At 58.6% G+C, this 23,724-nt stretch carries 24 protein-coding genes; 11 read left to right on the top strand and 13 right to left on the bottom strand.

Annotated features, from left to right (window positions below):
- Nucleotides 1–151: 151 nt before the first annotated feature.
- Nucleotides 152–415, bottom strand: coding sequence for a DUF3077 domain-containing protein (locus tag ACW4TB_RS05810; protein ID WP_012314949.1), 264 nt, complete (start codon nt 413–415; stop codon nt 152–154).
- A gap of 144 nt (nt 416–559) precedes the next feature.
- On the bottom strand, nt 560–802 hold the full coding sequence (locus ACW4TB_RS05805; RefSeq protein WP_012314969.1) for a hypothetical protein: 243 nt from the start codon (nt 800–802) through the stop codon (nt 560–562).
- 394 nt (nt 803–1,196) lie between these two features.
- Between ACW4TB_RS05805 and ACW4TB_RS05800 the strand changes: the two genes are divergently transcribed.
- A complete protein-coding gene (locus tag ACW4TB_RS05800) occupies nt 1,197–1,364 on the top strand; it encodes a heme-binding protein (protein ID WP_455842923.1) in 168 nt (55 codons plus the stop codon).
- A gap of 129 nt (nt 1,365–1,493) precedes the next feature.
- On the opposite strand, the gene ACW4TB_RS05795 is transcribed toward ACW4TB_RS05800, so the two are convergent.
- The 4 genes from ACW4TB_RS05795 to ACW4TB_RS05780 all read right to left on the bottom strand — a co-directional run bounded on the left by ACW4TB_RS05795 (nt 1,494) and on the right by ACW4TB_RS05780 (nt 6,510).
- On the bottom strand, nt 1,494–2,768 hold the full coding sequence (locus tag ACW4TB_RS05795) for an OprD family porin (protein ID WP_279929033.1): 1,275 nt from the start codon (nt 2,766–2,768) through the stop codon (nt 1,494–1,496).
- Between the two features lie 34 nt (nt 2,769–2,802).
- Nucleotides 2,803–4,137 carry an MFS transporter gene (locus tag ACW4TB_RS05790; protein WP_279929034.1) on the bottom strand — a complete coding sequence of 445 codons (1,335 nt, stop codon included), beginning with the start codon at nt 4,135–4,137 and terminating at the stop codon, nt 2,803–2,805.
- Nucleotides 4,138–4,443: 306 nt separating this feature from the next.
- A complete protein-coding gene (locus ACW4TB_RS05785; protein ID WP_012314966.1) occupies nt 4,444–5,520 on the bottom strand; it encodes an aromatic ring-hydroxylating dioxygenase subunit alpha in 1,077 nt (358 codons plus the stop codon).
- Nucleotides 5,521–5,556: 36 nt separating this feature from the next.
- Entirely contained in the window at nt 5,557–6,510 is a 954-nt protein-coding gene (locus ACW4TB_RS05780) for a PDR/VanB family oxidoreductase (RefSeq protein WP_012314965.1), read from the bottom strand.
- Nucleotides 6,511–6,796: 286 nt separating this feature from the next.
- On the opposite strand from ACW4TB_RS05780, the gene ACW4TB_RS05775 reads away from it, so the two are divergent.
- The gene (locus ACW4TB_RS05775; protein WP_012314964.1) at nt 6,797–7,267 is read left to right on the top strand and encodes a MarR family winged helix-turn-helix transcriptional regulator; all 471 of its coding nucleotides are present in this window, start codon (nt 6,797–6,799) and stop codon (nt 7,265–7,267) included.
- Between the two features lie 193 nt (nt 7,268–7,460).
- On the opposite strand, the gene ACW4TB_RS05770 is transcribed toward ACW4TB_RS05775, so the two are convergent.
- Genes ACW4TB_RS05770 through ACW4TB_RS05760 form a run of 3 tightly spaced genes read right to left on the bottom strand, consistent with a single transcriptional unit; the run spans nt 7,461 to nt 11,899 of the window.
- Nucleotides 7,461–9,248 (bottom strand): IlvD/Edd family dehydratase, encoded by a 1,788-nt coding sequence (locus ACW4TB_RS05770; protein ID WP_115274452.1) that lies wholly within the window; start codon nt 9,246–9,248, stop codon nt 7,461–7,463.
- A 31-nt stretch (nt 9,249–9,279) separates the two neighbouring features.
- Nucleotides 9,280–10,668: an MFS transporter gene (locus tag ACW4TB_RS05765; RefSeq protein WP_012314962.1), complete on the bottom strand. Its 1,389-nt coding sequence runs from the start codon at nt 10,666–10,668 to the stop codon at nt 9,280–9,282.
- A gap of 49 nt (nt 10,669–10,717) precedes the next feature.
- On the bottom strand, nt 10,718–11,899 hold the full coding sequence (locus ACW4TB_RS05760; RefSeq protein ID WP_279929041.1) for a fumarylacetoacetate hydrolase family protein: 1,182 nt from the start codon (nt 11,897–11,899) through the stop codon (nt 10,718–10,720).
- Nucleotides 11,900–12,014: 115 nt separating this feature from the next.
- Between ACW4TB_RS05760 and ACW4TB_RS05755 the strand changes: the two genes are divergently transcribed.
- The 6 genes from ACW4TB_RS05755 (at nt 12,015) to ACW4TB_RS05730 (ending at nt 18,434) form a co-directional block, all read left to right on the top strand.
- Entirely contained in the window at nt 12,015–12,959 is a 945-nt protein-coding gene (locus ACW4TB_RS05755) for a LysR family transcriptional regulator (RefSeq protein WP_254466013.1), read from the top strand.
- A 101-nt stretch (nt 12,960–13,060) separates the two neighbouring features.
- On the top strand, nt 13,061–14,644 hold the full coding sequence (locus ACW4TB_RS05750) for an aldehyde dehydrogenase (NADP(+)) (RefSeq protein WP_279929044.1): 1,584 nt from the start codon (nt 13,061–13,063) through the stop codon (nt 14,642–14,644).
- Between the two features lie 84 nt (nt 14,645–14,728).
- Entirely contained in the window at nt 14,729–16,096 is a 1,368-nt protein-coding gene (locus ACW4TB_RS05745; RefSeq protein WP_279929046.1) for an MFS transporter, read from the top strand.
- Nucleotides 16,093–17,031 carry a 2-hydroxyacid dehydrogenase gene (locus ACW4TB_RS05740; RefSeq protein ID WP_279929048.1) on the top strand — a complete coding sequence of 313 codons (939 nt, stop codon included), beginning with the start codon at nt 16,093–16,095 and terminating at the stop codon, nt 17,029–17,031. Before ACW4TB_RS05745 ends, ACW4TB_RS05740 begins: the two co-directional genes overlap by 4 nt.
- Before the next feature lie 80 nt (nt 17,032–17,111).
- Nucleotides 17,112–17,561, top strand: a complete 450-nt coding sequence (locus ACW4TB_RS05735; protein WP_012314956.1) for a GNAT family N-acetyltransferase — start codon at nt 17,112–17,114, stop codon at nt 17,559–17,561.
- Nucleotides 17,562–17,954: 393 nt separating this feature from the next.
- Nucleotides 17,955–18,434: a carboxymuconolactone decarboxylase family protein gene (locus tag ACW4TB_RS05730; RefSeq protein WP_012314955.1), complete on the top strand. Its 480-nt coding sequence runs from the start codon at nt 17,955–17,957 to the stop codon at nt 18,432–18,434.
- On the opposite strand, the gene pdxR is transcribed toward ACW4TB_RS05730, so the two are convergent.
- Nucleotides 18,427–19,863, bottom strand: coding sequence for a MocR-like pyridoxine biosynthesis transcription factor PdxR (gene pdxR, locus ACW4TB_RS05725; RefSeq protein ID WP_012314954.1), 1,437 nt, complete (start codon nt 19,861–19,863; stop codon nt 18,427–18,429). The genes ACW4TB_RS05730 and pdxR overlap by 8 nt on opposite strands.
- Nucleotides 19,864–19,953: 90 nt before the next feature.
- Here pdxR and ACW4TB_RS05720 point away from each other — a divergent pair, with 90 nt between their 5' ends.
- The 3 genes from ACW4TB_RS05720 (at nt 19,954) to ACW4TB_RS05710 (ending at nt 21,693) form a co-directional block, all read left to right on the top strand.
- On the top strand, nt 19,954–20,436 hold the full coding sequence (locus tag ACW4TB_RS05720; RefSeq protein WP_012314953.1) for a GNAT family N-acetyltransferase: 483 nt from the start codon (nt 19,954–19,956) through the stop codon (nt 20,434–20,436).
- A 30-nt stretch (nt 20,437–20,466) separates the two neighbouring features.
- A complete protein-coding gene (locus ACW4TB_RS05715; protein WP_012314952.1) occupies nt 20,467–21,132 on the top strand; it encodes an FMN-dependent NADH-azoreductase in 666 nt (221 codons plus the stop codon).
- A 111-nt stretch (nt 21,133–21,243) separates the two neighbouring features.
- Nucleotides 21,244–21,693 (top strand): carboxymuconolactone decarboxylase family protein, encoded by a 450-nt coding sequence (locus tag ACW4TB_RS05710; protein ID WP_012314951.1) that lies wholly within the window; start codon nt 21,244–21,246, stop codon nt 21,691–21,693.
- A 190-nt stretch (nt 21,694–21,883) separates the two neighbouring features.
- Here ACW4TB_RS05710 and ACW4TB_RS05705 read toward each other — a convergent pair whose 3' ends face one another.
- From ACW4TB_RS05705 to ACW4TB_RS05695, 3 genes are all read right to left on the bottom strand, one after another.
- Nucleotides 21,884–22,399: a GrpB family protein gene (locus ACW4TB_RS05705; RefSeq protein ID WP_012314950.1), complete on the bottom strand. Its 516-nt coding sequence runs from the start codon at nt 22,397–22,399 to the stop codon at nt 21,884–21,886.
- Nucleotides 22,400–22,793: 394 nt separating this feature from the next.
- A complete protein-coding gene (locus ACW4TB_RS05700; protein WP_254466008.1) occupies nt 22,794–23,057 on the bottom strand; it encodes a DUF3077 domain-containing protein in 264 nt (87 codons plus the stop codon).
- Nucleotides 23,058–23,201: 144 nt separating this feature from the next.
- Complete coding sequence (locus ACW4TB_RS05695) at nt 23,202–23,444, bottom strand: hypothetical protein (protein ID WP_254466007.1); 243 nt, start codon at nt 23,442–23,444, stop codon at nt 23,202–23,204.
- Between the last annotated feature and the right edge of the window lie 280 nt (nt 23,445–23,724).

Genomic DNA, 23,724 nt, shown 5'->3' with positions numbered 1-23,724 from the left:
ATGTCATGGCGAAAGTCCGCTATGGGTCGACAGCAGCCGGTCGCGACTGACTGCTATCGACGCTCTGTACCTGTGGGAGCCGCGCTTGCCGGCGATGGGCCGCGAAGCGGCCCCGGTTACAGATGTCCGCCATGGTTGGGCAGTTCAGCCCTTAGTGCATCATGCCCAGCTCGGCATCATCCATCAGTGCTTTGGCCAACGCACTCAGGTAGTGCGAAGCCCAGATCAGCTGTGGTTTATCGTCCATCAAGCCTTCGATGGTCAGGTCCCGCACATAGCCCATCAGCTCTGAAGCCTGTTCGCGGGCATTCTGGCAAGGGATGCCCGCTTCGATGCGAAACAGTGGGTGGGTCTGGTTTTCACCCTGGTAGAACGTAGTCTTGCCGACAGTGACTTTGGTGTCATCTGGGGTCATTGCGTATTCTCCCTGAAGGTTTAGGGCCTGGGCGAACGTCATGACGGGCAACCCGCCTTTAGCTCAGCACCGGTCTCACGCAGCGCGCTGTGCGTATGGGCTTGTTGGCCACAGCGCCCGCCCAGGCAAAACAGGCTTAACGGCCTAGTGCAGGGTGCGCGGCTCGGGCGGCATCTGCAGCTGGATCAGGGCTGATTCGAGCAGCACGCGTAGCGACTCGAGCTCATGCATCGAGGCCATCATCAGAACCGAGGCGGGCGTTCTGGGCTGTAGCGAAACAGCCTGCTGCGCCACGCTCTGCGCGCACAGGGCGAACTCCGCAGCCTGGATGATCGTGTCTTCGAGGGAGTGGTGGTTGTGGGGTGGATCGGGGACCATTTTGAGCATTGCATAGTACCTTCAATTAGGCGGTCACCTATCCGCTGTCAAACAGAAGGGTGGCAGCTGTACATGGGTTGACAGACCGGCGGACTATGCAAGTTCCGGCGCACGCAAGCGTGCCCGCACGTACAGCCGCCATTGAAGGCAAGCCGTATGCATAATACCGTCGCGGCCTGTCAAAGCCGATCGCTGAACAACAGCGACCCGCCGAGACTAGAACGCAGCCCAAGCGACCGCAACGGAAAAAGTGCGGCGAGAGTATGTTTGGGAAATGGACTACAAGGAAGAGGGAAAGTCTGATTTCTTGGTGTTTCCAGCGCTCAAGATGCGGGGTATTGATCGGTCTATGTCAACCAGTCTTGAGATGAATCGATGTTACTGAAACGACGGCCATCCGGCGCTGCTGGCGCTGGACGTCACCACCCTGGTAGGCGGTCAGCCGATCGTGGTCGACGGGAAGGTGATCGGTGCGGTGGGCGTGAGCACCCCGGTAGGGGCCCACGACGATCCGATCTCGCTAGCTGTTGTGATGTCTCACCCAGCGCAACGCAACCGGTTGAGCCGTTAACGTCACGCTGTAGTGGATCACCGAAAGATCGATAGCGGTCACCCCTGACTGCTATCGCTAGCTGCCCATGGTAGTGGGCTGCTGGCGAACGCCGAAGTACTCCATTTCGTCAGACGTGATGCCGTGTTTTTAGAATTTCACCGTGTAATCTACATTGACTCTCGTTTCGTTGTCGTCTCTGAAGGTTGCCGCTGAGCTCAGATCGTTTCGGTAAAATGCATGCCGGACGCGAAACGCTAAATCTCTGGCTGGCCCAGACTGTACGACATAGGAAAGCTCCAGGTCTTTCGAAGACTCTGTGAGGTCGCTGCCTCCGAGATGGGGCAAATCAATGTTCGTTCCCCTTAGATAGCGGATCATGCCCGTGAGCCCCGGAATACCCATCGCCACAAAGTTGTAATCGTATCGCAGAAGCATTGTGCGTTCTTTGGGGTTCACGAAATCCGCGCTCATGGTCCCATCACTCAGAACGACAGGCTCGCCTCCAGCGAGATAGGCGAAGGCCGTGTCTCCGGTTTGATACATGTAGCCCATTCCAAACGTATGCCCACCCGTTTGGTAGCTCATCGTCAGCCCAGCATTAAGGTTGTCTACTTTGCCAGCCTCCGCACGCCCGTTTTCCCGACTGTCGAACACTCGCAACTCCGTTTTCAACTTCCCCCGCCCAACTGCAATAGAATGAATACCTCCAATGAAGTCCTGCTCATAGATATTTTCAAGATTTGCGTGGTAATAACGCGCTGTGAAATTTTCTGAAACGCGGTATTCGCCACCCAGGTAGTCGAAGCGATCAGAGAATACGCCAGGCTTGAACCGTCCGTTCGGTGAAGCCATTGCGATGAGCTGGTTGTTTGTCGAGTCCCTAAGGTTGACTCGATCCATTCGCCCGGCCTGTAACGTGAGGTTCTCAACCTCTGAGCTCGTTATTGACGAGCCCCTGAAAGTTTGAGGCAGGAGGCGTGCAGGGCTAGCAGTGATCACGGGAAGCGCGGGAAGTTGCGTGCCTACTGAAAGGTTCGTTTGTGAGAATCGAGCTTTCACCGCAACGCCGAGTTCAGAGTACGCGTCTTGTGCTCTGCGCGTCTGTGGATCTATAGGCAGCAGTTGGGTGCCCCACCGTTCAGGTGACGAATCAAGTTTCACCCCAAGCATCCCTGTGAGATCCAGGCCCAAGCCTACGGGGCCATCTGTGTAGCCAGAGTTCGCTTTGATAATGAAGCCTTGAGCCCATTCACGAACTGCCGAAACTGATGAGTCCCCTTTGTAATCTCGATCGAGATAGTAATTCCGGGTGGTCAGGGCAACCGTACTGTCTTCAAAAAAAGCTGCTGAAACAACAGTGCTCATGCAAAGCGATGGCACGCCTAGCGCAAACAGCGGCAAGCAATCGGCAAAACGTCGCATCGGATTTACCTTCTTGTTATGGTTTTTTGGTATTTCAGAGGCTTGTGGCAGCGTGTAGTGCTTTGGGTGGAATTATTCTCAGCAGGGCGACAGCTATAGCGGCGAGAACGAACGTCATTGCGAACAGCATGTACAAATCAGAAGGGGTCCATTGCGCGTCGATCAGCCGTCCAGCTACAAGAGGGGAGGCAATCGCTCCCGCGCGGCCAATGCCGATACCCCAACCCAAGCCAGTCACACGCTGGCTAGCGTCGTAGATGGAGGGTGTCAGCGCGTAGAGCCCCGCCACACAACCATTCACGAAAATGCCGATCAGGATGGCCAGCGCAAATGCCAGGTTCAGTGTGTTGGTAAATTTGACAAAGACGGCGAGCAGCAAGGCGTTTGCAAGGAGGTAGATCATCAGTACTTTGGACAACCGGAAGCGTGCGGCCAATAGCCCTACCAACGCAGTTCCGAATATACCCCCCACGTTGAGCAGCACACCTCCGGTGATACCTTGCTCATTGGACAGCCCCGCAGTGACAAGCAATCTTGGGGTCCAGCTCATTACAAAGTAGAAACCGAACATGACCAGAAAGAATGACGCCCAGATCAGCAACGTTGAGCGCAAGAGGGCGGGGGAGAACAGCTGAGCGAACGATGCTCGCAGTGATGGGCGCTCAACCTGGCTCGTTTCAGGCATTTCGGCAAGTGGTGCGAGTTTCACCTTGAGGCGCAATTGGTTGATCCGCTTGATTGCGCTTTCGGACTTGCTCGACATCAAAAACGCGAGCGATTCTGGCAGCCACAAAAACAACGCTGGAAGGGTTGCGAGCGTGACGAACCCACCATAAAGAAACACGGACCTCCATCCCAGCGCAGGAATCATTTTTGCTGCGATTAGCCCACCAATGGTGGCGCCAAGCGCGTAGGCAGTCGATTGCAGGCTGATTGCGAGTCCCCGCCAGCGCTTGTTGGCGTATTCGCCAGCGATGACATAGCTGCTGGCCAAGATGCCACCGATTCCCAGGCCGGTCACGAAACGGAAGGCTGCAAGCATCTGTGGGCCGGTGGCCTGCGAGGATAGGACCATGCCAGTCCCTGCCACGCCTACACAGACAAGAATCAGCGGCCGACGACCGAAGCGGTCAGCCCAAGGGGCAATGAACAGTGAGCCAATTGCCATGCCGACCAAGCCAGCGCTCAGCAGATAACCAAGCCGCAGTCCGTTGAGCCCCCAGTCAGCGGCGACGGAGGAGGCTGTGAAGGCCATCACCAGAACGTCGAAGCCGTCTAGCATGTTGATTACGAAGCAGAGCGTGATGACCCACCATTGGAAGGCGGACATCTTTTTCTCATCGAGCTGGTGCCCGGCGTAGTTACTCATGACGGCAGGCCTCTTGACTGATGAAAGGCCTGTACGTCAGGTGCGCGGACAGGCTCTGCAGCTTTGGCTGGGCGGTGAGTAGGAGAGACATGGAGTAATCATTTTTTTGTACCTCAACCTTACTGGCCTCGAGATACACAACACCACGATTTCCGGACATAGCTAGGCCTCGCTCTCTTGTAGTTATCATTGAACAAGTTGCACGCTGGTGCTGGGTGTTTCAGAGCGCCCCAGGTGGGGCGGTATTGCGTTTGCGGCGTGTAAAAAAGTGCATAGATACCCGCACGATATAAATGCACTGCGCACTCAACTAACGGAGTTGCAAAGTTTTTCGATGATGCGACGGGCTCTGTTGGCGCCAGCATCGACATGGATGTCGATCATGGGCCGCTCACCGAACCGGCACATGTTCTTGTATTGAGACTCGATGACGACCTTGTCTTCATCGAACGTCATCATTGTTTGCTGGACGACCTTCGCCTTGACCTCTTCGTGATTGCTTTTCGGGTTGGTGGCGATTGTCCAGAAGTAGTGGCTGGTGGTCTCGGTTTCTGGGGTCACACCGTGGAAACCGCGCATATGGAAGCCACCACGTTGTGGATTGTCCAAGGACTCGGTCCCCGCATCAGTGGCACCTGTCCAGATACGCAAGTGGCTGACATGGAATTCAATTTCCTGCCATCGGTCGACAGTGTCTTTGAACGGATAAGCGGCCACGTACGTCGGCGGCGGCACAGAGCCGGGCATGTGCCGAACCACACGAACATGATTGTCGTCACTTTCTACTGTCATTTTCGCATTCATGTGAATGCTGGCATTCCCGCCAATCGTGCGTAGGTGCACATAGCCCAAATGGCTCAGATCCATCAAGTTGTCGTGAATGAGCTGATACGGGGCATCGTAGTGATACACATCACCGTCAAAAAGATAGTCTCCACTGCTGTGGATATCGTAAGAGGGTGGTTCAGTAGTAGGCTCAGGATGTTCGGGGCTTGCGAACCAGATCCAGACAATCTGATCTTTTTCTACGACGTGGAAGGCTGCCACCTTCGCTTTACTCGGAATTTTGTCTTGCCCAGGAATCTCGATGCATTTGCCTTCATCGTTGAACAAGAGGCCATGATAGCCACAGCGAAGTCCCCCCGCCTCAAGTGTGCCGTCGGAGAGAGGCAACGCCCGATGGCAGCAGCGGTTCTCAAGGGCCGCTACCTTGCCATCCGCGGTGCGGAACATGACGACTGATTTATTCAACAAGGTTCGGCCTACGGGGCGATCCTTGAGTTCCCAACCCAAAGCAGCCACATACCATTGGTTGAGCGGAAATGTGGAGGGTTTGGCAGGCAAGATGTCCTGGGCCAACGACTGAAGAGAAGAGGCAGTCATAGGAGTCTCCATTAAACAGTTAGGTTTTGTCTGACACTAGAGATCAAGTACGAGCCGATGGGACTTCGCACGAGAGCAACACGGGGTGAAACAATCATTTCTGGCGTGCTCATCGGCCGTCATGAATTGATCCCTGTGATCGGGGATACCTTCCAGTACGCGTGTCACGCACGTCCCACAGACGCCTTGTTCACAGGACGTTTCTACTTCGACTCCCGCTTCGTCCAATACCTCGAACACGGTGCGGTCTGCCGGAATATCGAATGATCTGCCGCTGCGGGCGAGCACGACTTGGAAGGGGGCATTGGCACCTTGGTCAATGACTGGTCCGGCGAAGAACTCTCTGTGCATCCGCTCTTGCGGCCAGCCGGCGGCCTCACCTGTATCAAGGATGTGATTCATGAAGCCGGAGGGGCCGCAGACGTAGAGATGGCGACCCTCATCGACTGCGTCGAGAATTGCTGCCGCATTCAGTTTTTGCTGTTGCGGACCGTTGTCATCGTGCAGCACTACGCGGTCCGCGAAGGGTGCGTCAGCGAGTGCCTTGACGAAGGCTGCCCGGTCGCAGGAGCGAAAGCAGTAATGAAGCTCGAAGTCAGCTTTGCGATGGGCAAGTTCATACGCCATGGCCAGGATCGGGGTAATGCCGATACCACCTGCAAAAAGCAGATGACGTGCAGCGCCATGATCCAGTTTGAACAGGTTGCGCGGCGCACTGATGGTCAGTTCATGGCCTTCGCCGACAATCGAATGCATTGCCTCTGATCCGCCACGGGAGTTGGGTTCCTTGAGGACACTGATCAGATAACGATTGCGCTCTCGGGGGTCATTGCACAGCGAATACTGGCGAATGAGCCCACCCGGGATATGGACATCGATGTGAGCACCGGCCTCGAAAGGTGGCAGGGTTTCACCCTTCACGGGGCTCAATTCAAAGCTGCAAACACCTTCAGCTTCGTTTGCCTTGCGGCTAACGTTTACTTGAAGCATTACTCATCCCCCCACAGTTAAGTGGCTACAAAAAGAATACGGGTGGTTAATTCAACTGGGAGGAGGTCAGCCTGGAGCGAACGGCGGCCGCTCAGGTTTGCAGCTAGACACGCGGAAGGCGAGTGGATCGCGGATTTTCATGGCACTACCTGATAATTATTTTTGTGAGGTGCTTTGACGGCATATCATGCTGGGCTGGCCCCAGCTATTGGTTGAGTTAATCCTCGGATCAATTAGTTGCGGTGTCAACTAATTTTTCGAGAACTCGATTGGAGGTGTGCGCTCAATGGCCTCGGAACCCCAGCTGGACCTCGCTCGCTACGTGCCAGCGCAGCTGAATTTTTTATCCAACAAGCTCTCGTCAGGCGCTTCCCAGTGCTATCGCAAACACTTCGAGATTGGTGTTGTGGAGTGGAGGATGCTGTCCATGCTGGCTGTGGAAAGCGGGATCACTGCCAATCGGATCTGCCAGGTGATCGGTCTGGACAAAAGTGCTGTGAGCCGCGCGCTGCACGCGTTAGAGGTGGCAGGGCGAGTTCGCACAGAGGCGGATCCTGCTGATGGACGACGCTACACCGTGTCGCTTACAGAGAGCGGTACGCAGTTGTACAAGCGGGTCTTGAAGGTTGCGCTTGAGAGAGAGCGCCGTTTGCTCAGTGGCCTTTCACCTTCGGAAGTGGACACGCTGATCGACCTGCTCGGTCGCCTGAACGCCCAGGTCGCCAACGTCAATGAGTACGATCCAGAGAAACCGTGAATCGATTGCCTTTGTGGGCATGTCCTGTGGCTGAGAAGAGGTTGGCTCACTGGCGATAATCCACAAGCCAAGCTCTCGGCCGTGATGAGCTACACCACTTCCTGGGACGGAACCTTCATAGACTTGAAATTGCTGCAGCGTGGAACTGCCACCGTTACCCGGTACGGGGGCAGTTCCAAGTCCTGGAGACCGCTCAATGGGAATGTCGCGGCATCCCTCCTTCGCGGGCAATCACACGCATGTACAGGGTGGCCGGTTCCAGGCAGCCACCGGTGGACAATTGCCCGACCAATTGGCGGTAGAGCTCTTGCCATGGTGTCTGAGAGACTGGGATGTTCGGCTTCCAGGCTGCGCGACGGCGCTCCACTTCCTTGTCGTCTACCAGCAGGTCGACGCGACGTTGGTTGAGGTCGACGCGCAGCAAGTCGTTGGTCTGAAGCAGTGCCAGGCCGCCCCCGACCGCCGCTTCCGGCGACATGTTGAGAATCGACGGGCTGGCCGAGGTGCCGCTCTGGCGACCGTCACCCAGGCACGGCAGCGAGTCGATGCCCTTTCTGATCAGCGCCGCCGGTGGCGCCATGTTGACCACCTCTGCACTACCCGGGTAACCCACGGTGCCGGCGCCACGGATCACCAGGATGCAACGCTCGTCGATGTCCAGTGCTGGGTCATCGATGCGCGCGTGGTAGTCCTCGGGGCCCTCGAACACGATGGCCCGCGCCTCGAAGCTGTTTTCCTTGCCGGGCTCTGACAGATAGGTCTTGCGGAAGGCTTCGCCGACTACCGATATCTTCATGATCGCACTGTCGAAGAAATTGCCACTGAGAACGATGAACCCAGCGCTGTGCTTGAGCGGCTCGTCGAACGGCAGAATCACGTCGCGGTTGCTGGTGACCGTGTCGCTGACCACCTCGCCGATGGTCTTGCCGCTGACCGTGGCGCAGGCTTCGTGCAGGCGGCCCGCCTTGCGCAATTCGTGCATCACCGCCGGTACGCCACCGGCACGATGGAAACCTTCGCCCAGGTACTTGCCCGCTGGCATGCAGTTGACCAGCAGCGGCACGTCTTCGCCAATGCGCTGCCAGTCGTCGAGCGACAGCTCGATGCCCATGTGTCGAGCGATGGCGATCAAGTGTGGTGGGCAATTGCTTGAGGCGCCTAGCGCCGAGGCTACAGCGATGGCGTTCTCGAATGCTTCTCGGGTCATGATTGATGAGGGGCGTACGTCTTGCATCACCAACTCGCAGATGCGCCTGCCGGTGGCGTAGGCCATCTGCCCGCGTTCCCGATAGGGCGCGGGGATACTGGCGCAACCGGGCAGCGACATGCCAAGGGCTTCGGCCAGAGCGTTCATCGACAGCGCCGTGCCCATTGTGTTGCAGTGGCCAACCGACGGCGAAGCGGCGGTAGTCATTTCCATGAAGCCTTCGTAGTCGATTTCGCCGGCAGCCATCAGATTGCGTGCGTGCCACAGCACCGTGCCCGAACCGATCAGCTGGCCCTTGTGATGGCCGTCGAGCATTGGCCCGCCGGACAGGACAATGGCAGGCAGGTCGGTGGTGGCGGCGGCCATCAAGCAGGCTGGCGTAGTCTTGTCGCAGCCGGTGGTCAACACCACGCCATCCAGCGGGTAGCCATGAAGGATTTCCACCAACCCCAGGTATGCCAGGTTGCGGTCGAGCGCGGCGGTGGGCCGACGGCTCTGTTCGGCTATAGGGTGCACCGGGAATTCCATCGGAATGCCTCCAGCATCACGGATGCCGGCCTTGACCCGCTGGGCCAGTTCCAGGTGGTGGCGGTTGCAGGGCGTCAGGTCACTTCCGGTCTGTGCGATGCCAATGATCGGCCGCCCCGATTGCAGTTCATCGCGGGTCAGGCCGTAGTTCATGTAGCGCTCGACGTACAGCGCGGTCATGTCGGCGTGGCTCGGGTCGTCGAACCATTGCTGACTGCGCAGCGGGCGTTTCGGGGTATCGGTCATATCGCTCTCTCTTGTATTTGTTGGCCACCGGTCAGCGTTGCGGTACACCCGCGCCTGCATGGCTGTGTAGGGGGGAAGCACCGCTTGCCACTGCGTCGTCCAGTGCAGTCAGGTCGCGGCCACGGGTTTCGGTCGACAGCCAGGTGCCGATCAAGGTCAGCCCAGTCAGAACCAGGGTGTAGAGGGCCAGCACCCAGTAGGCACCACCGGCCAGACCGACCAGGAATATACCCAGGATCGGCGCCAGGCCGCCGGATAGCATCGCGCCGATTTCTCGGGCCAGAGCCACGCCGGAGTAGCGGTAGCGATTGCCGAACAGTTCGGTGAAATGCGCGCACTGGGCCCCAAGCATGCTATTGGCGGCCAAGGCGAAGCCACCTACTACTGCGATGCACACCAGTGTCGAGTCGCCGCTATCGATCATCCACCACGAGGGGAATGCCCACAACGCGCCGAACAACGCCCCGCCACGGTACACCGCCAGGCGTCCGAAGCGATCGGACAACGCACCGAACAATGGGGTGGTGAACACGCTGAGGATACTGGCGGCCAGCACCGCATTGGTCCCTACGGTGGCCAGGTTGGCACCATCCTGGCCGAGATGGCGGCTGGCGAAACCGGTCAGGAAGGCTATTGAAACAGTGGCATAGAGGGTCGAGCAGCCAGTTTCGGCCATGCGCATCAAAGTAGTAGCCGCCAGTGGCCGACGGGCATTACGCAACACGGCGCGCATCGGCGATTCGATAACCTGCTGGCTCTGGCTGAGCTGCTGGAACACCGGGCTTTCTTTGAGCTTGAGGCGGATCCATATGGCCATGAATATCAGCACCACGCTCGCCAGGAAGGGTATCCGCCAGCCCCAGTCGAGCAATTGCTCCTGTGTCAGCGAGGTCTGCATCACTTGGAAAGTGATGGTGGCAAGGGCCAGGCCGCTGAACACCCCGATGAAGGGCAGGGCGGCGTAGAACCCTCGCCGCTCACGCGGAGCCAGCTCGGCCATCAGCGTCGCCGCGCCGGTCTGTTCGGCACCAGCACCGAAACCTTGCAGCAGGCGCAGCAGTACCAGCAGCACGGCCCCAGTGGCGCCGGTCGGTAGCAGGCCGATCAGGGTGGTCGCTGTGCCCATCAGGGCAATGGTCAGCAACAAGACCAGCTTGCGCCCTTTGCGGTCACCCAGCGAGCCAAAGAAAAGGCCGCCGAACGGCCGCGCCAGGAAGCCTGCGCCGTAGGTGGCGAAACTGGCGAGCAGGGCGCCAGTCGTACCGAGGGAGGGAAAGAATATATGGCCGAAGACCAGCGCCGAGGCTAGCCCATAAATGGCGAAATCGTAGTACTCGAGGGCACTGCCGATTGCGCCGGTATAGATCGCCCGTCGCAGCTGACGCGGGTCGGGCACTGTGTCCTTGGCTTGGGTTTGCATGTTTTGCCTCGCTTTTTTGTTGTTATGGGCCCGGCAGGAATCGTTTGTTTTACGGCTTCAGGAGCCCTCGAGCGGCTAGGTTTTGCATCATCGCGGCGAGGCCAAAGGTCCAAGGGTGGGCTTGGTCGCTTGTTGTGACTTGGTTATGCAGGTGGCCCAGGAACGTGCTGGCAATGCGTACTCGGTCGCCGGGTTTGTGAGTGAAGCCGGCGCCTGGCTGGTCGCGGTCCTCGGTGGGAGCGAACAGCGTGCCGAGGAACAGCATGAAGCCGTCGGGGTACTGGTGGTTTTCGTTGAGGGTCTGGCGCACCAGATCCTCGGGGTCGCGGCTGATCTGGTCCATCGAACTGTGGCCAAGCAGGCGGTAGCCATCGCTGCCTTGGACTTCCAGATCGACCACACAGCGGCGCACTGTGTCTAGGTTGAAGGTTTCGTCGAACAGGCGAATGAACGGGCCGACGGCGCAAGAGGCGTTGTTGTCCTTGGCCTTGCTCAGTAGCAGCGCGCTACGGCCCTCGAAGTCGCGCAGGTTCAAGTCGTTGCCCAAGGTCGCGCCATGAATCCGCCCGCGGCTGTTGACTGCCAGTACCACCTCCGGTTCGGGGTTGTTCCATGCCGATTTTGGGTGCACGCCGATAGCGCTGCCGCTGCCGACAGCTGCCAGCACCGGGGCTTTAGTGAATATTTCCGCATCCGGACCGATCCCGACCTCCAGGTATTGGGACCACATGCCCTTTTCTTTCAGCAGTGCTTTCAACGCCATTGCCTGAGGAGAGCCGGGCCGCACCGCACGCAAGTTGTCACCGATCACTGTGCGCACTGTGGCACGTACTGCTTCGGCTTTGCTGGCGTCGCCGCCTGCCTGCTCCTCAATGACCCGCTCGATCATGCTGGCGGCGAATGTCACTCCTGCGGCTTTGATTACCTGCAGGTCGACTGGCGCGAGCAGATAGGGCTTGCTGGCATCGAAGGCCGCACCGCTGTTGCTCAGCAGCGCCTCGACGCTACCCATAAATCGGCCTGGCGTGCTGCGTACAGCCTGCAGTGGATCTTCGTGCTCGAGCAACTGACTAAGGGTGGCGAAGCATTCGGACAGGTCGAACACGCCGTCATTACGCAGAACTATCGGCGAGGGGCCGCCGGGTTCACCGGGTGTCCAGGCGCGGCCGATAAGGGTACCGGCCAGGCCGTCGTCAGGAAGAGTATTGGCGCAAGTGAGCGTTATCGGCATGGCAGCTAGGTCTCTTGGATTTGAAAGCTGCACGCTAGGGCAAACCGTGCGATAAACTCCAATGGCATCTTTTCACTATTCGATAACATCAGGTTATTGCACCAAAGGTGGATTCATGTCGGACCTTTCTTTTTCTCACGTCTGCAACTGGCTTAAGTTCCGCCACCTCCTGCTCATCGACACACTCGGCCGCACCCACAACATGCATCTGGCAGCGCAGCAGATGAACCTCAGCCAGCCGGCGATCAGCAAGATGCTCAAGGAGATCGAGAACCTGCTCGGCTTCGCCCTGTTCGAGCGTCTGCCACGAAGCATGCCGCCCACCGCCTTGGGCGAGCAGGTGGTGCGCTATGCACAGATCGCTCTCAATGATGCTCGGAACTTCGTCGACCAGATCGACAGCTTGCGCCAAGGAGGCCACGGTCATTTGAAGGTTGGCGGCATCTTTGCCGCCACCGCCGTGGCATTGCCCGATGCCATTGTCGAGATCAAGCAGCGCAAGCCGTTGCTTTCGATCGAGGTGGTGGAGCAGACCAGCGACCATCTCATGGCAATGTTGGAGGACAAGAACCTTCACTTGGCGGTAGCGCGATTCACCGATGTGTCGCAATGCCAGCGCTTCGACTTCCAGCCGCTGGCGCCGGAGCCGTTCTGCTTCGTGGTCAACGACCAGCACCCTTTGAGCGAAGCCGGGCCGGTGACGCTACCTCAGTTGCTCGAGTGGCCGTGGATCCTCTACCCCAAAGGCACGCCAATTCGCGGTCGCATGGAGCGCGCGTTCGCCGAGGCGGGCGTCGCAGTGCCACGCAACACAATCGACACCATTTCAATGCAGACCTTCCTCAAGGTGCTGTTGGGTGGCCCGATGATCGGCATGTTGCCCCAAGCGATGGTCGAGCCACATCTTGCCAGCGGGGTACTCATCAACCTCGACACGCCGCTGCACCTGCCTCCCCAGGATTACGGCATCCTGACCCGCAAAGGCGAGCTCTTGACCGGTGTGGCGTTGGAGTTTGCCGAGATATTGGTGAACAACGCAGGAAGGGCGCAGACGGACTGATAACACATAGTTATCGGATGATCCCCAAAAGCCATTGGGCAAGAATCGCAGAGCCGCATAGATTAGCGACCACTGTCTTACGCAAGGCGAAGGGACCATTCATGACTTCATTTGCAGGCCAACAATTCATCGGCGGTAGCCGCCGTGCTACTGGAACCGCGACGTTGCACAGCGTGGATGCGCACACCGGGCAGGCGCTACCTGGCGAGTTTTTCCAAGCTACCGAACAAGAAGTGAACGCTGCCGCTTTAGCGGCTGCCGCTGCATATCCAATCTACCGGGCGTTGTCCGCTCTGCGTCGTTCTGAATTCCTCGACGCCATCGCCCAAGCGCTGGATGGTCTGGGCGATGATTTCATTGCTACCGTGTGCCGCGAGACAGCCTTGCCACCAGCGAGAATCATGGGCGAGCGGGCGCGGACCAGTGGGCAGTTGCGGCTGTTCGCCTCGGTGCTGCGCCGTGGTGATTTCGCCGGCGCGCGTATCGACCGCGCGCAGCCCCAGCGCACCCCGCAGCCACGCTTGGACATCCGCCAGTGCCGCATGGGCCTGGGGCCAGTGGCGGTATTCGGCGCCAGTAACTTTCCTCTTGCATTTTCCACCGCCGGTGGCGATACAGCCGCAGCGCTGGCTGCGGGCTGCCCAGTGGTGTTCAAGGCACACAGCGGTCACATGGGTACTGCCCAATGGGTGGCCGAAGCCATCGTAGGGGCCGCCGAGCGTTGTGGCATGCCAGCCGGGGTGTTCAACATGATTTTCGGCAGCGGCGTGGGTGAGGCTTTAGTCAAGCACCCTGCAATTCAGGCTGTTGGGTTCACCGGCTCGCTCAAAGGAGGCCGTGCCCTTTGCGACCTTGCCGCGGCACGACCACAACCGATCCCCGTTTTCGCCGAAATGAGCAGTATCAACCCGGTGCTGGTATTGCCCGGAGCCCTGGCGGTTCGCGCCGAGGCCGTGGCCCGTGAACTGGCTGCCTCGGTGGTGCTCGGGTGTGGGCAGTTCTGTACCAATCCCGGCTTGGTACTGGGGGTGCGTTCTCCTGAGTTCAGCGCTTTTGTCGAACACTTGCGTGCGCAGCTAGCCGACCAGGCACCGCAGACCATGCTCAACAAAGGCACCTTGGCCAGCTATGCCCGCGGCGTGGCCACCCTCAAGGCACAGCCCGGCATTCGCCACCTGGCTGGTGCCGAGCAGCAGGGGAACCAGGCTTGGCCGCAGCTGTTCGAGGCAGATGCGCGGTTGCTACTGGATGGTGAGCCGTTATTGCAAGAAGAAGTCTTCGGACCGGCCACGGTGGTGGTCGAACTGGCCGACCAAGCCCAGTTGCTTACCGCACTGCATGCACTGGGGGGGCAACTGACCGCCACGCTGATCGGCGAGCAGAGCGACCTGGCCGCTGCCGCGCCACTGGTAGCCGTGCTGGAGCAGAAGGCCGGTCGGATACTCGTCAACGGTTACCCGACCGGTGTCGAGGTCTGCGACGCCATGGTGCACGGCGGGCCGTACCCGGCCACCTCTGACAGCCGTGGCACCTCAGTCGGCACACTGTCGATCGACCGCTTCCTGCGCCCGGTGTGCTACCAGAACTTCCCCGATGCGCTGCTGCCCGAAGCCCTGCGCGACTCCAATCCACTAGGGCTGCTGCGACTGGTCGATGGTCAGCCCAGCCGCGAACCGATTCGCTGACAGGCTCCACCATCGGGCGGCTGGGTGCCCGATGCTACCTAAATAACAACAATCAGGCGTGCCCGACATGCCAAGAGGCTGGTTATGGACCATCAAGTTGTCGACCCCGTGCGCGATCAGGCTTTTGAAGATCGCACCTATCGCAAAGTAATCGTACGAATCCTGCCGGTCCTATTGCTGTGTTACATGGCTGCCTATCTCGACCGGGTGAACATCGGATTCGCGAAACTGAGCATGCTGGAGGATCTGCAATTCAGTAATACCGTCTACGCCCTGGGCGCCAGCGTTTTCTTCTGGGGCTACTTCTTGTTTGAGGTCCCGAGCAATTTGTTGCTGCATCGATACGGTGCGCGGTTCTGGATCGCCCGCATCATGCTGAGCTGGGCCATCATCTCCATGGCTGTCGCATTTACCCAGCCACTTGCCTCGTTCTTCCATGTCGAGTCCAGCACCATGTTCTACGTGCTGCGCTTCCTGCTCGGCATCTGTGAGGCGGGCTTCTTCCCAGGGGTGATTCTTTACCTCAACTACTGGTTCCCGACCCATAGTCAAAGCAGGGTGATGTCTGGCTTCCTGATGGCAATGCCGGTCAGCCTGACGCTAGGCGGTATCATGTCTGGCTGGCTTATGACCAGCATGGATGGCTGGCACGGTATGGCGGGCTGGCAGTGGATGCTTCTGGTCGAGGGCGTGCCGTCGGTGATCATGGCGGCAATCGTTTTTTGCTGCTTGTGCGACAACATCGACAAGGCTGCCTGGTTGTCCCCGGATGAAAAGGAGCTGCTCAAAGCCAATTTGAAGCAAGATGAGCACGGTAAGGTTTCACGTCTGAAAGATGTCTTCTTCAGCCCACGTGTCTGGCTGCTCGTATTCATCCTGCTGACTTTCAACACAGGCTTTTATGGCCTGGCCTTCTGGATGCCTTCGATCATCAAGAGCGCAGGTGTGACCAGCAGTCTGGAAATCGGCTTGCTGACCGCTATCCCCTATGGCGTCGCGTTGATCGCCATGTTCCTCAACGCACGCCACTCCAATCGCACTGGCGAACGTCGGCTGCATGCCGCGATCCCAGCGTTTATCGGGGGCTGCGGGTTGATCCTCAGCGCGGCTTTCGCACATGACGTTGTGCTTTCAATCGTATTTCTGACCGTGGCTGCATCAGGGGTGCTTAGCCTGATGCCAATCTTCTGGACGCTGCCGGGCACGGTGCTCTCAGGTGTCGCAGCTGCGGCAGGCATTGGCATGATCAACGCTTTCGGCAACCTGTCCGGTTTTACAGGTTCGATGATTACAGCAGTGGCGGAGAACCTCACCGGCGACATTAACAACGGCACCTATGTGCTGGGCCTGTGCCTGTTCATCAGTGGAGCATTGATCATGGCGATCCCGGCCGCGATGTTGAAGCGGCCCGATTCGCAGCCCCGCACGCAGTTGAAGCTGGAGGCTGCATGAGCATCAGCCAAGGAGCAAGCCAGCGCCAGGCGCTGCTGATGTTGGCGCCGTTGCTCGACGAACACGAAAAAAAGCTCGCCAAGCAATTTGATTTGGTACGAGCGTTTGATTCGAAGGCCCAAGAGGCTGTGCTTGCCGACCGGCCGGAACGTTTCCGCGCGGTGGTGACCAACGGAGTGATTGGGGTGCCAACCACGGCCGTTGGCGCGCTGGTCAATCTTTCATTGATCGCCGTGAACGGTGTTGGAGTTGATGGCATTGATTTGGACCAGGTGAAAGCCCGCGGCATTCGGGTTGAGACGACGATCGATATCCTGACGGATGCGGTGGCGGATCACGCAGTGGCTTTGCTTTTGAGCCTGCTGCGCCAGGTCTGCGTGGCTGACCGATTCGTCCGGGCAGGCATGTGGCGTGAGGGCGCGTTCCCTTCGCTAGGTACCACGTTGCGAGGGCAGCGCGTCGGCATAATAGGCCTCGGACGTATAGGACAAGCGATTGCGAGTCGCCTGTTGCCGTTCGGAGTCAAGTTGGCGTACCACAACCGCAATGAGGTGTATGGCTGCAATTATGCCTACCACTCCAACGCCTGCAGCCTAGCCGCCTACAGCGACATTCTTATCGTGGCTGCCGCAGGAGGAAATGCCACGTCGCGCCTGGTCAATGCGACAGTGCTGGAAGCGCTTGGGGCGAAAGGCTTCATCGTCAACGTGGCGCGGGGTAGTGTGATCGACGAAGCGGAACTGGTTGCGCGATTGCAGGACGGGCGGCTTGGAGGGGCGGCCCTGGACGTGTACATAGATGAGCCACAAGTCCCCCCCAGCTTGTTTGACCTGGACAACGTAGTGCTTCAACCGCACATAGGCAGCGCCACTCTGCAGACAAGGAAGGCGATGGGAGACTACGTCGTTAATGCGGTTTGTCGATGTACGCGGTGAAGGAACGGCGATACGTTAGCGCCCGGGGAAGGCACATTGCGATGCGCTAAGCTGTAATTCTTCAGGATTGAGGTCTCAGCATGGAATGTCACGTTCGTCCCGCCACGAGCAGAGATGCAGCAGCGATTAGCCGTGTAGTTCTAGCCGCCCTGCATGAGTCAAATTCACAGGACTACCCGCCTGATGTGATCGCTAAGGTGGAACAGAGCTTTTCTCCTGAAGTCATCACCACACAGCTCGCCAAGCGCAGGGTTTTCGTAGCCTTGCTGGGCGAAAAAATTATTGGCACTGCCGGTCTCGACGGTGACGTGGTCAGAAGTGTTTTCGTTGACCCGGCTCACCAGAAAGGCGGTATAGGTCGGCATTTGATGGATGTCATTCATGCAACTGCTGCCCGCGCAGGATTTGATGCTGTGTGTGTGCCATCGTCGATTACAGCTGAAAGGTTTTATACCGCGTTGGGTTATCAGAAAATCCGCGACGAGTTTCATGGGGCGGAGCGCACCATCGTCATGGAAAAGCGGCTCTAGGATTAGGCCAGACTATTTATGCGCATCACCTCGACCTGGGGCTGCAACTGCAACGCTTGCGCTCTTGGCGGGATGAAAGCTGGCAGCGTTGCCGCCGGCTGCTCTTGGTAGAGCGGTAGCCATTTACGGATGACGTTGGCATTGATGGCGAGACTGGAGTTCGCCGTACGCCTACCCGGTCGCGACTGACCGCTATCGACCCATTGCGGCCATTCGCGGAGGCCAATACACGGCCTATTGCGCCCCTTCGACCCTATCGCTCGATAGGTGATCATGGCGCACTTCGATACAGATATGGCCTAGTTCGAAGCTACTATCTTGGCTCTGTGGGGCTATTCCAAGCGTTGCTACAGTGGGCTCCATCAACCATCCACCCACTACGAGCAACTACCCATGAACAACCGCCTTGATTACTTCAAACTGTCTCCCCAAGCGTCCAACAAACTGGTGGAGCTCACCCTGCAACTGAGCAAGAAGCCGCTACTGGCCGATCTCGCCCACCTGATCATGTTGCGCGCTTCGCAGCTAAACGGCTGTTCGTTCTGCGTGGATATGCATGTGAAAGAGGCCAAGATCCATGGCGAGCGCGAGCTGCGTCTTCACCACGTGGCCGTCTGGCGTGAGTCACAGCTGTTTTCGCCAGCAGAGCGGGCGGCGCTGGAGTGGACTGAAGCCCTGACCCAACTGCCGCCTCATGGTATCTCCAACAGCCTGTATGCGAGTGCGCGTGAGCAGTTTTCCGAGCAGGAGCTGTCGGATTTGTCGTTCCTGATCGTCGCCATCAATGGCTGGAATCGCCTCAATGTGGCTTTCCAGGCGATCCCGGGCTCGTCCGATGAACTGTTCGGCCTGAACAAGGCCAACCTCAACTGAGTAACTTGCTGATCAACGCGCCAAGCTGCTCGCCTGGAGCAGTCGTGGCGCAGTTGGTAAAACTCAGGAGCAGACCTGACTGACGCTGCGATGAGGCAGCCCAGCGCGACAACGCTTGTACCGACATGCCCCTCGCCAGCACCTGCTCGGCCAGGGCGGTGTCGCTTACGTCCTCCGGCAAACGCAGTACCAGGTGCATACCGCCTGGCGAGCGTTCCACCTGCATACCCTTCGGCAAACTCCGCTCCAGTGCTTCGATGGTCAATGCCCGTCGTTCGTTGTAGAGGCGGCGCATGCGTTGGATGTGCCGAGCGAAGTGTCCCTCGGCAACGAACTCCGCCACCAAAGCCTGGGTAATTGACGGTGACCCGGCAGCAAACAAGGCCCGTCCGACGCGCTCGAACGCTGCCACCTGCGCCTGCGGCACCACCAGATAAGCCAGGCGAATACCGGGAAACAGCACCTTGCTGAAGGTGCCGGCATACAGCACGCGCCCATGGCGATCCAAGCTGGCCAGCGCTGGAAGTGGACGGCTGACGTAGCGGTACTCGCCGTCGTAATCGTCCTCGACAATCCAGCCACCGGTGCGGGCAGCCCAATCGAGTAGCAGTTGTCGGCGTGGCAGCGACAGTGCCATCGACAGCGGGCTCTGATGCCCTGGTGTCACCATGACGACCTGAGCAGCCCGAGAACCCGCGATGGCGTGTTCTACGTTCATGCCTTCGGCATCAACCGGCACCGCTTCCAGGTCCAGGCCGAACTGGCGAAGCACCTGGCGCGTAGTGGGATAGCCCGGGTCTTCCACCCAGGCGCACTCGCCTGGCTGCAACAGGGTATGTGCGACTAAAGACAGGCTATTGCGCCAACCGCTGGTGATAAACACCTGATGGGCACCGCAATCGATACCTCGGGACACCTGCAGATACGAAGCAATGGCGCTGCGCAACGCTGCCAGGCCGTGGGGTGCTGGATAGTCCAGATCTCCCAGACGCATCCCACGGAGATACCGAGCACCGAGACGCGCCCATATCTTGCGCGGAAATGCATCCAGCGCCGGTACCCCCATCTGGAACGGCAACAGCTGCGGTGGGCGCCAGAGCGAATCAGGCGCGTCTTCGATCACTTGGCTGCTGACTGGTAATACGGTGGCCGCTGACACAGGCTTCTGCAGTTCAGGATTGATTACGGTGCCTTTCTGCCCGAGCGCCAGGAGGTACCCTTCGCTGGCCATCAGCGAATAGGCCAGTTCGACGGTGCCACGTGCCACCCCCAGCTCCTTAGCCATGGCGCGCGCCGACGGCAAGCGGTCACCGGGGGACAACGTGCCAGCGGCAACGGCGGCCAGCACGCGGTCGTACAGTTGACGATACAGGGGCAAGGCGGACTGCTCTTCCAAGGGAGCAAAAGGCGGCTTGGGGGAGGTCATCATGGCCTAGTTCATATCCCATTTCTTGGCTCAATCAAGTGGGTCAATGGTAGTCCAATATAGCGCCATCACCTACTGACGAGGGCAACTCCCATGAAATTCCCTTTGCACAACTTCATACCCAGCGTGCTCGACCTGGCCGACACCGCCCTGCGTCCCTTGGACAGCACCCATGACCTGTGCAGCGCATTCCCGGTAATGCAGCAATTGCGCCCTCATCTAACGAGCGAAGCCGACTTCGTCCGCCGCATCGAGCGTATGCGCCTTGAAGGCTATCGCCTGATTGGCGCTTATGACGCAGGCGTTCTTGTAGCACTGGCTGGTTATCGCTTACAGGAAAACCTGGTCTACGGCGCATTCCTGTATGTCGATGACCTTGTAACCGCCGAGGCTCAGCGGGGTGGCCAGTGGGGGTCGCGCTTATTGCAAGCCTTGGAACGACTGGCGCGCGCCAGCGGTTGTGCACGCCTGGTGCTCGACACGGGTTTGGCCAACGCCCGCGCGCAACGTTTCTACTTCCGTGAAGGCCTGTTGACGGGTGCACTGCGCTTTCAAAAACAGTTCGATACGCCATAACCCGCATGCACACCCAAGGAGGCAAACCTCATGACATCGTCCCAACAGCCACTTGCTCCTTTGCGCATTCTTCGCCTGGTCGCCAGCCCCAATGCAGAGGCTTCGGAAAGTCTGAAACTGTCCCAGCAGATCCTATTTGCCTTGGCCAGTCAGGCCGGCAGAAGGGGTATCCAGTTGACCGATTTAGACCTCAACACCTTGGTCCCAGTTGATTCGCCTTACGCCCAGGCGTTGGCCAATCAGCGCGTAGTCATAGCAAGCGGTCAGAAGGGTACGTTGAGCCGTTCCGACGAGTTGATCGACCAACTACAGGCATGCGACGTACTGCTGATTGCCACGCCGATGCACAACTATAGCGTGCCCGCCCCACTCAAGATGTGGATCGACCACGTGGTACGCGTGGGCAAAACGTTTTTGGGCACCGCCAAAGGCAAAGTCGGAAATCTGACGGATCGTCCGGTTTACGTCGCAATCGCTAGCGGGGGCTATATCAGCGGCCCACAGGCCCGTCAACCGGACTTTCTGCGCCCCTACCTGTCCGCCGTCCTTGCCACCATCGGTCTCACTCAGGTGCATTACTTCACCGTTGAGGGTACCGCCAAGGGGGGGGAGTCACTGAATACTGGAAGGGCAACAGGGTACGGTGATGTGCAGGCGTACTTTGTTAGGCATAGCCGTCGAGTGGATCAAGTCTAAAGTCCGCTTCAGGGCCGACATCTACTCCAAGCGTTAAGGTTTGCATCTCAACTGGGCCGTATGCCAACAAGCGGCCACGCTCTTCATCGCTCATACAAAGGAAAAGAAATCATGAATCGTCTCAATTGGTTTGAAGCTTCGCCTGGTGCAGCTAAGGCCCTCGGCGGCCTGCATCATTTCGTGACCACCGCGACAAATTTGCCAGCCTCGTTGATCCACCTCGTGTTTCTCAGAGTGTCTCAAATCAACGGCTGCGCTCATTGCATTGATCTTCACTCACGCGATCTGATCAAAGCAGGTATGTCAGTGGACAAGGTGCTGTTAGTGCCGGTATGGCATGAAGCGCAATATTTGTTCTCGGATCAGGAGCGCTCAGCACTGGCTTGGGCGGAAGAAGTCACCAGGGTAAGCGAGACACAGGTATCCGACGAAGCTTATGCAGCCGCATCGGCGATGTTTGCAGAAAAGGATCTTGTTGACCTGACAGCGGCGATTGCCGCAATGAATGCGTTCAACCGTATGGGCGTCAGCTTCCGACTCAAACCTGCGGCTAGGGCTTGATGACCTAGTGACTCGGCCTGGAGAGGTAATACTTCGAAGACGGCACCTCGCTCCTATCGCGTACCGTCTGCTTCAGGCCATTTGCTGACCTTTCCGAACGACCGCTATGGGTCGATAGTGGACAGTGGTGACCGGCTGCTTTCGACGCAATACAGACACTTTTTACCGAGGCCGCTTAGCGACCTATCGGTCATCCAGGAATGGATATACCGGCATGTAGTAGTGCCGCGATAATAAACGGAGACTTTTTCTCCAGATACTCAGCCATCCCACCCGTATTGCTCGACTCCAGTTGGAGCTTCAGCGCTTCATACTGCTGGCGCATTGAGGCATTGCATCTAAGCAAATCTCTGAACCCCAGCATCTGGGTGATCGCAAGATGGCCACGGGCACAAGCGTGGAGCTTGTGCGTGCGAATCCCATCCACATTACGCCGATAGAAATGATGCCCTTCCGATAGATCACTTCCTCGTACATATCCCAAACCCATCAACACCTCGTCCCGCGCCGAGGCGTTGCAATGATCGTGAACCTCGATGAGTACATCGATCTCGGGCTTCGCCGCGAGCCCTGGAACGGAGGTACTTCCAATATGCTGTATGGCAATCAGTTCATCGCCAAAGGCCGAAGCGATGAGTGGCTTGTCTGCCAGAAAGCGGGCGGGCCAAGTGGGGTTGTAGGGAGTGATCTTGCTGGTCAGTGCCATTTCCGTTCCTTGGTGGCTAGTACCTAATGCCCCGAATGGTCCCGCAAAAATTGTGCACTCGCCAGCGACTGATAACGAGACCCCGGCAGTACGGCAATTTAGCGGATCGATTTCGAATCTGATCGAGGTTGGGTAGCTGTCCTGTCCAGCGTCTACTCCTGGCCGACTGTCGCTCCATGCGACCCGCAACTATCGACCCGAAGCAGACAGCGACCCAAAGCTCTGGGGTCAGTACTGGCCTCATCGCCGGCAAGCCGGCACCCACAGAATGGACTGCCCCAGGAAATCACCAGCCTTCAGGCATGCGCTGTACCTGTGGGAGCCGCGCTTGCCGGCGATGGGCCGCGAAGCGGCCCCGGTTACAGATGTCCGCCATGGTCGGGCAGTTCAGCCCTTAGTGCATCATGCCCAGCTCGGCATCATCCATCAGTGCTTTGGCCAACGCACTCAGATAGTGCGAAGCCCAGATCAGCTGTGGCTTATCGTCCATCAAGCGTTCGATGGTCAGGTCCCGCACATAGCCCATCAGCTCTGAAGCCTGTTCGCGGGCATTCTGGCAAGGGATGCCCGCTTCGATGCGAAACAGTGGGTGGGTCTGGTTTTCACCCTGGTAGAACGTGGTCTTGCCGACAGTGACTTTGGTGTCATCTGGGGTCATTGCGTATTCTCCCTGAAGGTTTAGGGCCTGGGCGAACGTCATGCCGGGCAACCCGCCTTTAGCTCAGCACCGGTCTCACGCAGCGCGCCGTGCGTATGGGCTTACCGGCGACAGCGCCCGCCCAGGCAAAACAGGCTTAACGGCCTAGTGCAGGGTGCGCGGCTCGGGCGGCATCTGCAGCTGGATCAGGGCTGATTCGAGCAGCACGCGTAGCGACTCGAGCTCATGCATCGAGGCCATCATCAGAATCGAGGCGGGCGTTCTGGGCTGTAGCGAAACAGCCTGCTGCGCCACGCTCTGCGCGCACAGGGCGAACTCCGCAGCCTGGATGATCGTGTCTTCGAGGGAGTGGTGGTTGTGGGGTGGATCGGGGACGACCTTTAACATAATGATTTTACCGTTAGCGGTGCCGTCACCCACCTGCTGTCAAACAGTGGGGTGGCAGCTGTACGTGGGTTGACAGACCGGCGGTAAAATCACGAAAAGCTCCGGCGCACGCAAGCGTGCCCACACGCACAGCCACCATAAAAAGGAGACCGCCTGCGTGATTTACCGTCACAGCCTGTCAAAGCTGTATCGTTGATGAGCAACGACCCGCCGAGACTAGAATGCAGCCCAAGCGACCGCAACGGAAAAAGTGCGGCGAGAGTATGTTTGGGAAATGGAC

The organism is Lelliottia jeotgali (assembly GCF_977070485.1).
The sequence above is the reverse complement of the archived record's forward strand: the minus strand, read 5'-3'. Positions and strand labels throughout refer to the sequence as shown.

What these genes read in the sequence shown, in the direction of transcription:
- ACW4TB_RS05810 (WP_012314949.1), bottom strand. Translation starts at nt 415, where the DNA reads ATGACCCCAGATGACACCAAAGTCACTGTCGGCAAGACTACGTTCTAC.
- ACW4TB_RS05805 (WP_012314969.1), bottom strand. Translation starts at nt 802, where the DNA reads ATGCTCAAAATGGTCCCCGATCCACCCCACAACCACCACTCCCTCGAA.
- ACW4TB_RS05795 (WP_279929033.1), bottom strand. Translation starts at nt 2,768, where the DNA reads ATGCGACGTTTTGCCGATTGCTTGCCGCTGTTTGCGCTAGGCGTGCCA.
- ACW4TB_RS05790 (WP_279929034.1), bottom strand. Translation starts at nt 4,137, where the DNA reads ATGAGTAACTACGCCGGGCACCAGCTCGATGAGAAAAAGATGTCCGCC.
- ACW4TB_RS05785 (WP_012314966.1), bottom strand. Translation starts at nt 5,520, where the DNA reads ATGACTGCCTCTTCTCTTCAGTCGTTGGCCCAGGACATCTTGCCTGCC.
- ACW4TB_RS05780 (WP_012314965.1), bottom strand. Translation starts at nt 6,510, where the DNA reads ATGCTTCAAGTAAACGTTAGCCGCAAGGCAAACGAAGCTGAAGGTGTT.
- ACW4TB_RS05775 (WP_012314964.1), top strand. Translation starts at nt 6,797, where the DNA reads ATGGCCTCGGAACCCCAGCTGGACCTCGCTCGCTACGTGCCAGCGCAG.
- ACW4TB_RS05770 (WP_115274452.1), bottom strand. Translation starts at nt 9,248, where the DNA reads ATGACCGATACCCCGAAACGCCCGCTGCGCAGTCAGCAATGGTTCGAC.
- ACW4TB_RS05765 (WP_012314962.1), bottom strand. Translation starts at nt 10,668, where the DNA reads ATGCAAACCCAAGCCAAGGACACAGTGCCCGACCCGCGTCAGCTGCGA.
- ACW4TB_RS05760 (WP_279929041.1), bottom strand. Translation starts at nt 11,899, where the DNA reads ATGCCGATAACGCTCACTTGCGCCAATACTCTTCCTGACGACGGCCTG.
- ACW4TB_RS05755 (WP_254466013.1), top strand. Translation starts at nt 12,015, where the DNA reads ATGTCGGACCTTTCTTTTTCTCACGTCTGCAACTGGCTTAAGTTCCGC.
- ACW4TB_RS05750 (WP_279929044.1), top strand. Translation starts at nt 13,061, where the DNA reads ATGACTTCATTTGCAGGCCAACAATTCATCGGCGGTAGCCGCCGTGCT.
- ACW4TB_RS05745 (WP_279929046.1), top strand. Translation starts at nt 14,729, where the DNA reads ATGGACCATCAAGTTGTCGACCCCGTGCGCGATCAGGCTTTTGAAGAT.
- ACW4TB_RS05740 (WP_279929048.1), top strand. Translation starts at nt 16,093, where the DNA reads ATGAGCATCAGCCAAGGAGCAAGCCAGCGCCAGGCGCTGCTGATGTTG.
- ACW4TB_RS05735 (WP_012314956.1), top strand. Translation starts at nt 17,112, where the DNA reads ATGGAATGTCACGTTCGTCCCGCCACGAGCAGAGATGCAGCAGCGATT.
- ACW4TB_RS05730 (WP_012314955.1), top strand. Translation starts at nt 17,955, where the DNA reads ATGAACAACCGCCTTGATTACTTCAAACTGTCTCCCCAAGCGTCCAAC.
- pdxR (WP_012314954.1), bottom strand. Translation starts at nt 19,863, where the DNA reads ATGATGACCTCCCCCAAGCCGCCTTTTGCTCCCTTGGAAGAGCAGTCC.
- ACW4TB_RS05720 (WP_012314953.1), top strand. Translation starts at nt 19,954, where the DNA reads ATGAAATTCCCTTTGCACAACTTCATACCCAGCGTGCTCGACCTGGCC.
- ACW4TB_RS05715 (WP_012314952.1), top strand. Translation starts at nt 20,467, where the DNA reads ATGACATCGTCCCAACAGCCACTTGCTCCTTTGCGCATTCTTCGCCTG.
- ACW4TB_RS05710 (WP_012314951.1), top strand. Translation starts at nt 21,244, where the DNA reads ATGAATCGTCTCAATTGGTTTGAAGCTTCGCCTGGTGCAGCTAAGGCC.
- ACW4TB_RS05705 (WP_012314950.1), bottom strand. Translation starts at nt 22,399, where the DNA reads ATGGCACTGACCAGCAAGATCACTCCCTACAACCCCACTTGGCCCGCC.
- ACW4TB_RS05700 (WP_254466008.1), bottom strand. Translation starts at nt 23,057, where the DNA reads ATGACCCCAGATGACACCAAAGTCACTGTCGGCAAGACCACGTTCTAC.
- ACW4TB_RS05695 (WP_254466007.1), bottom strand. Translation starts at nt 23,444, where the DNA reads ATGTTAAAGGTCGTCCCCGATCCACCCCACAACCACCACTCCCTCGAA.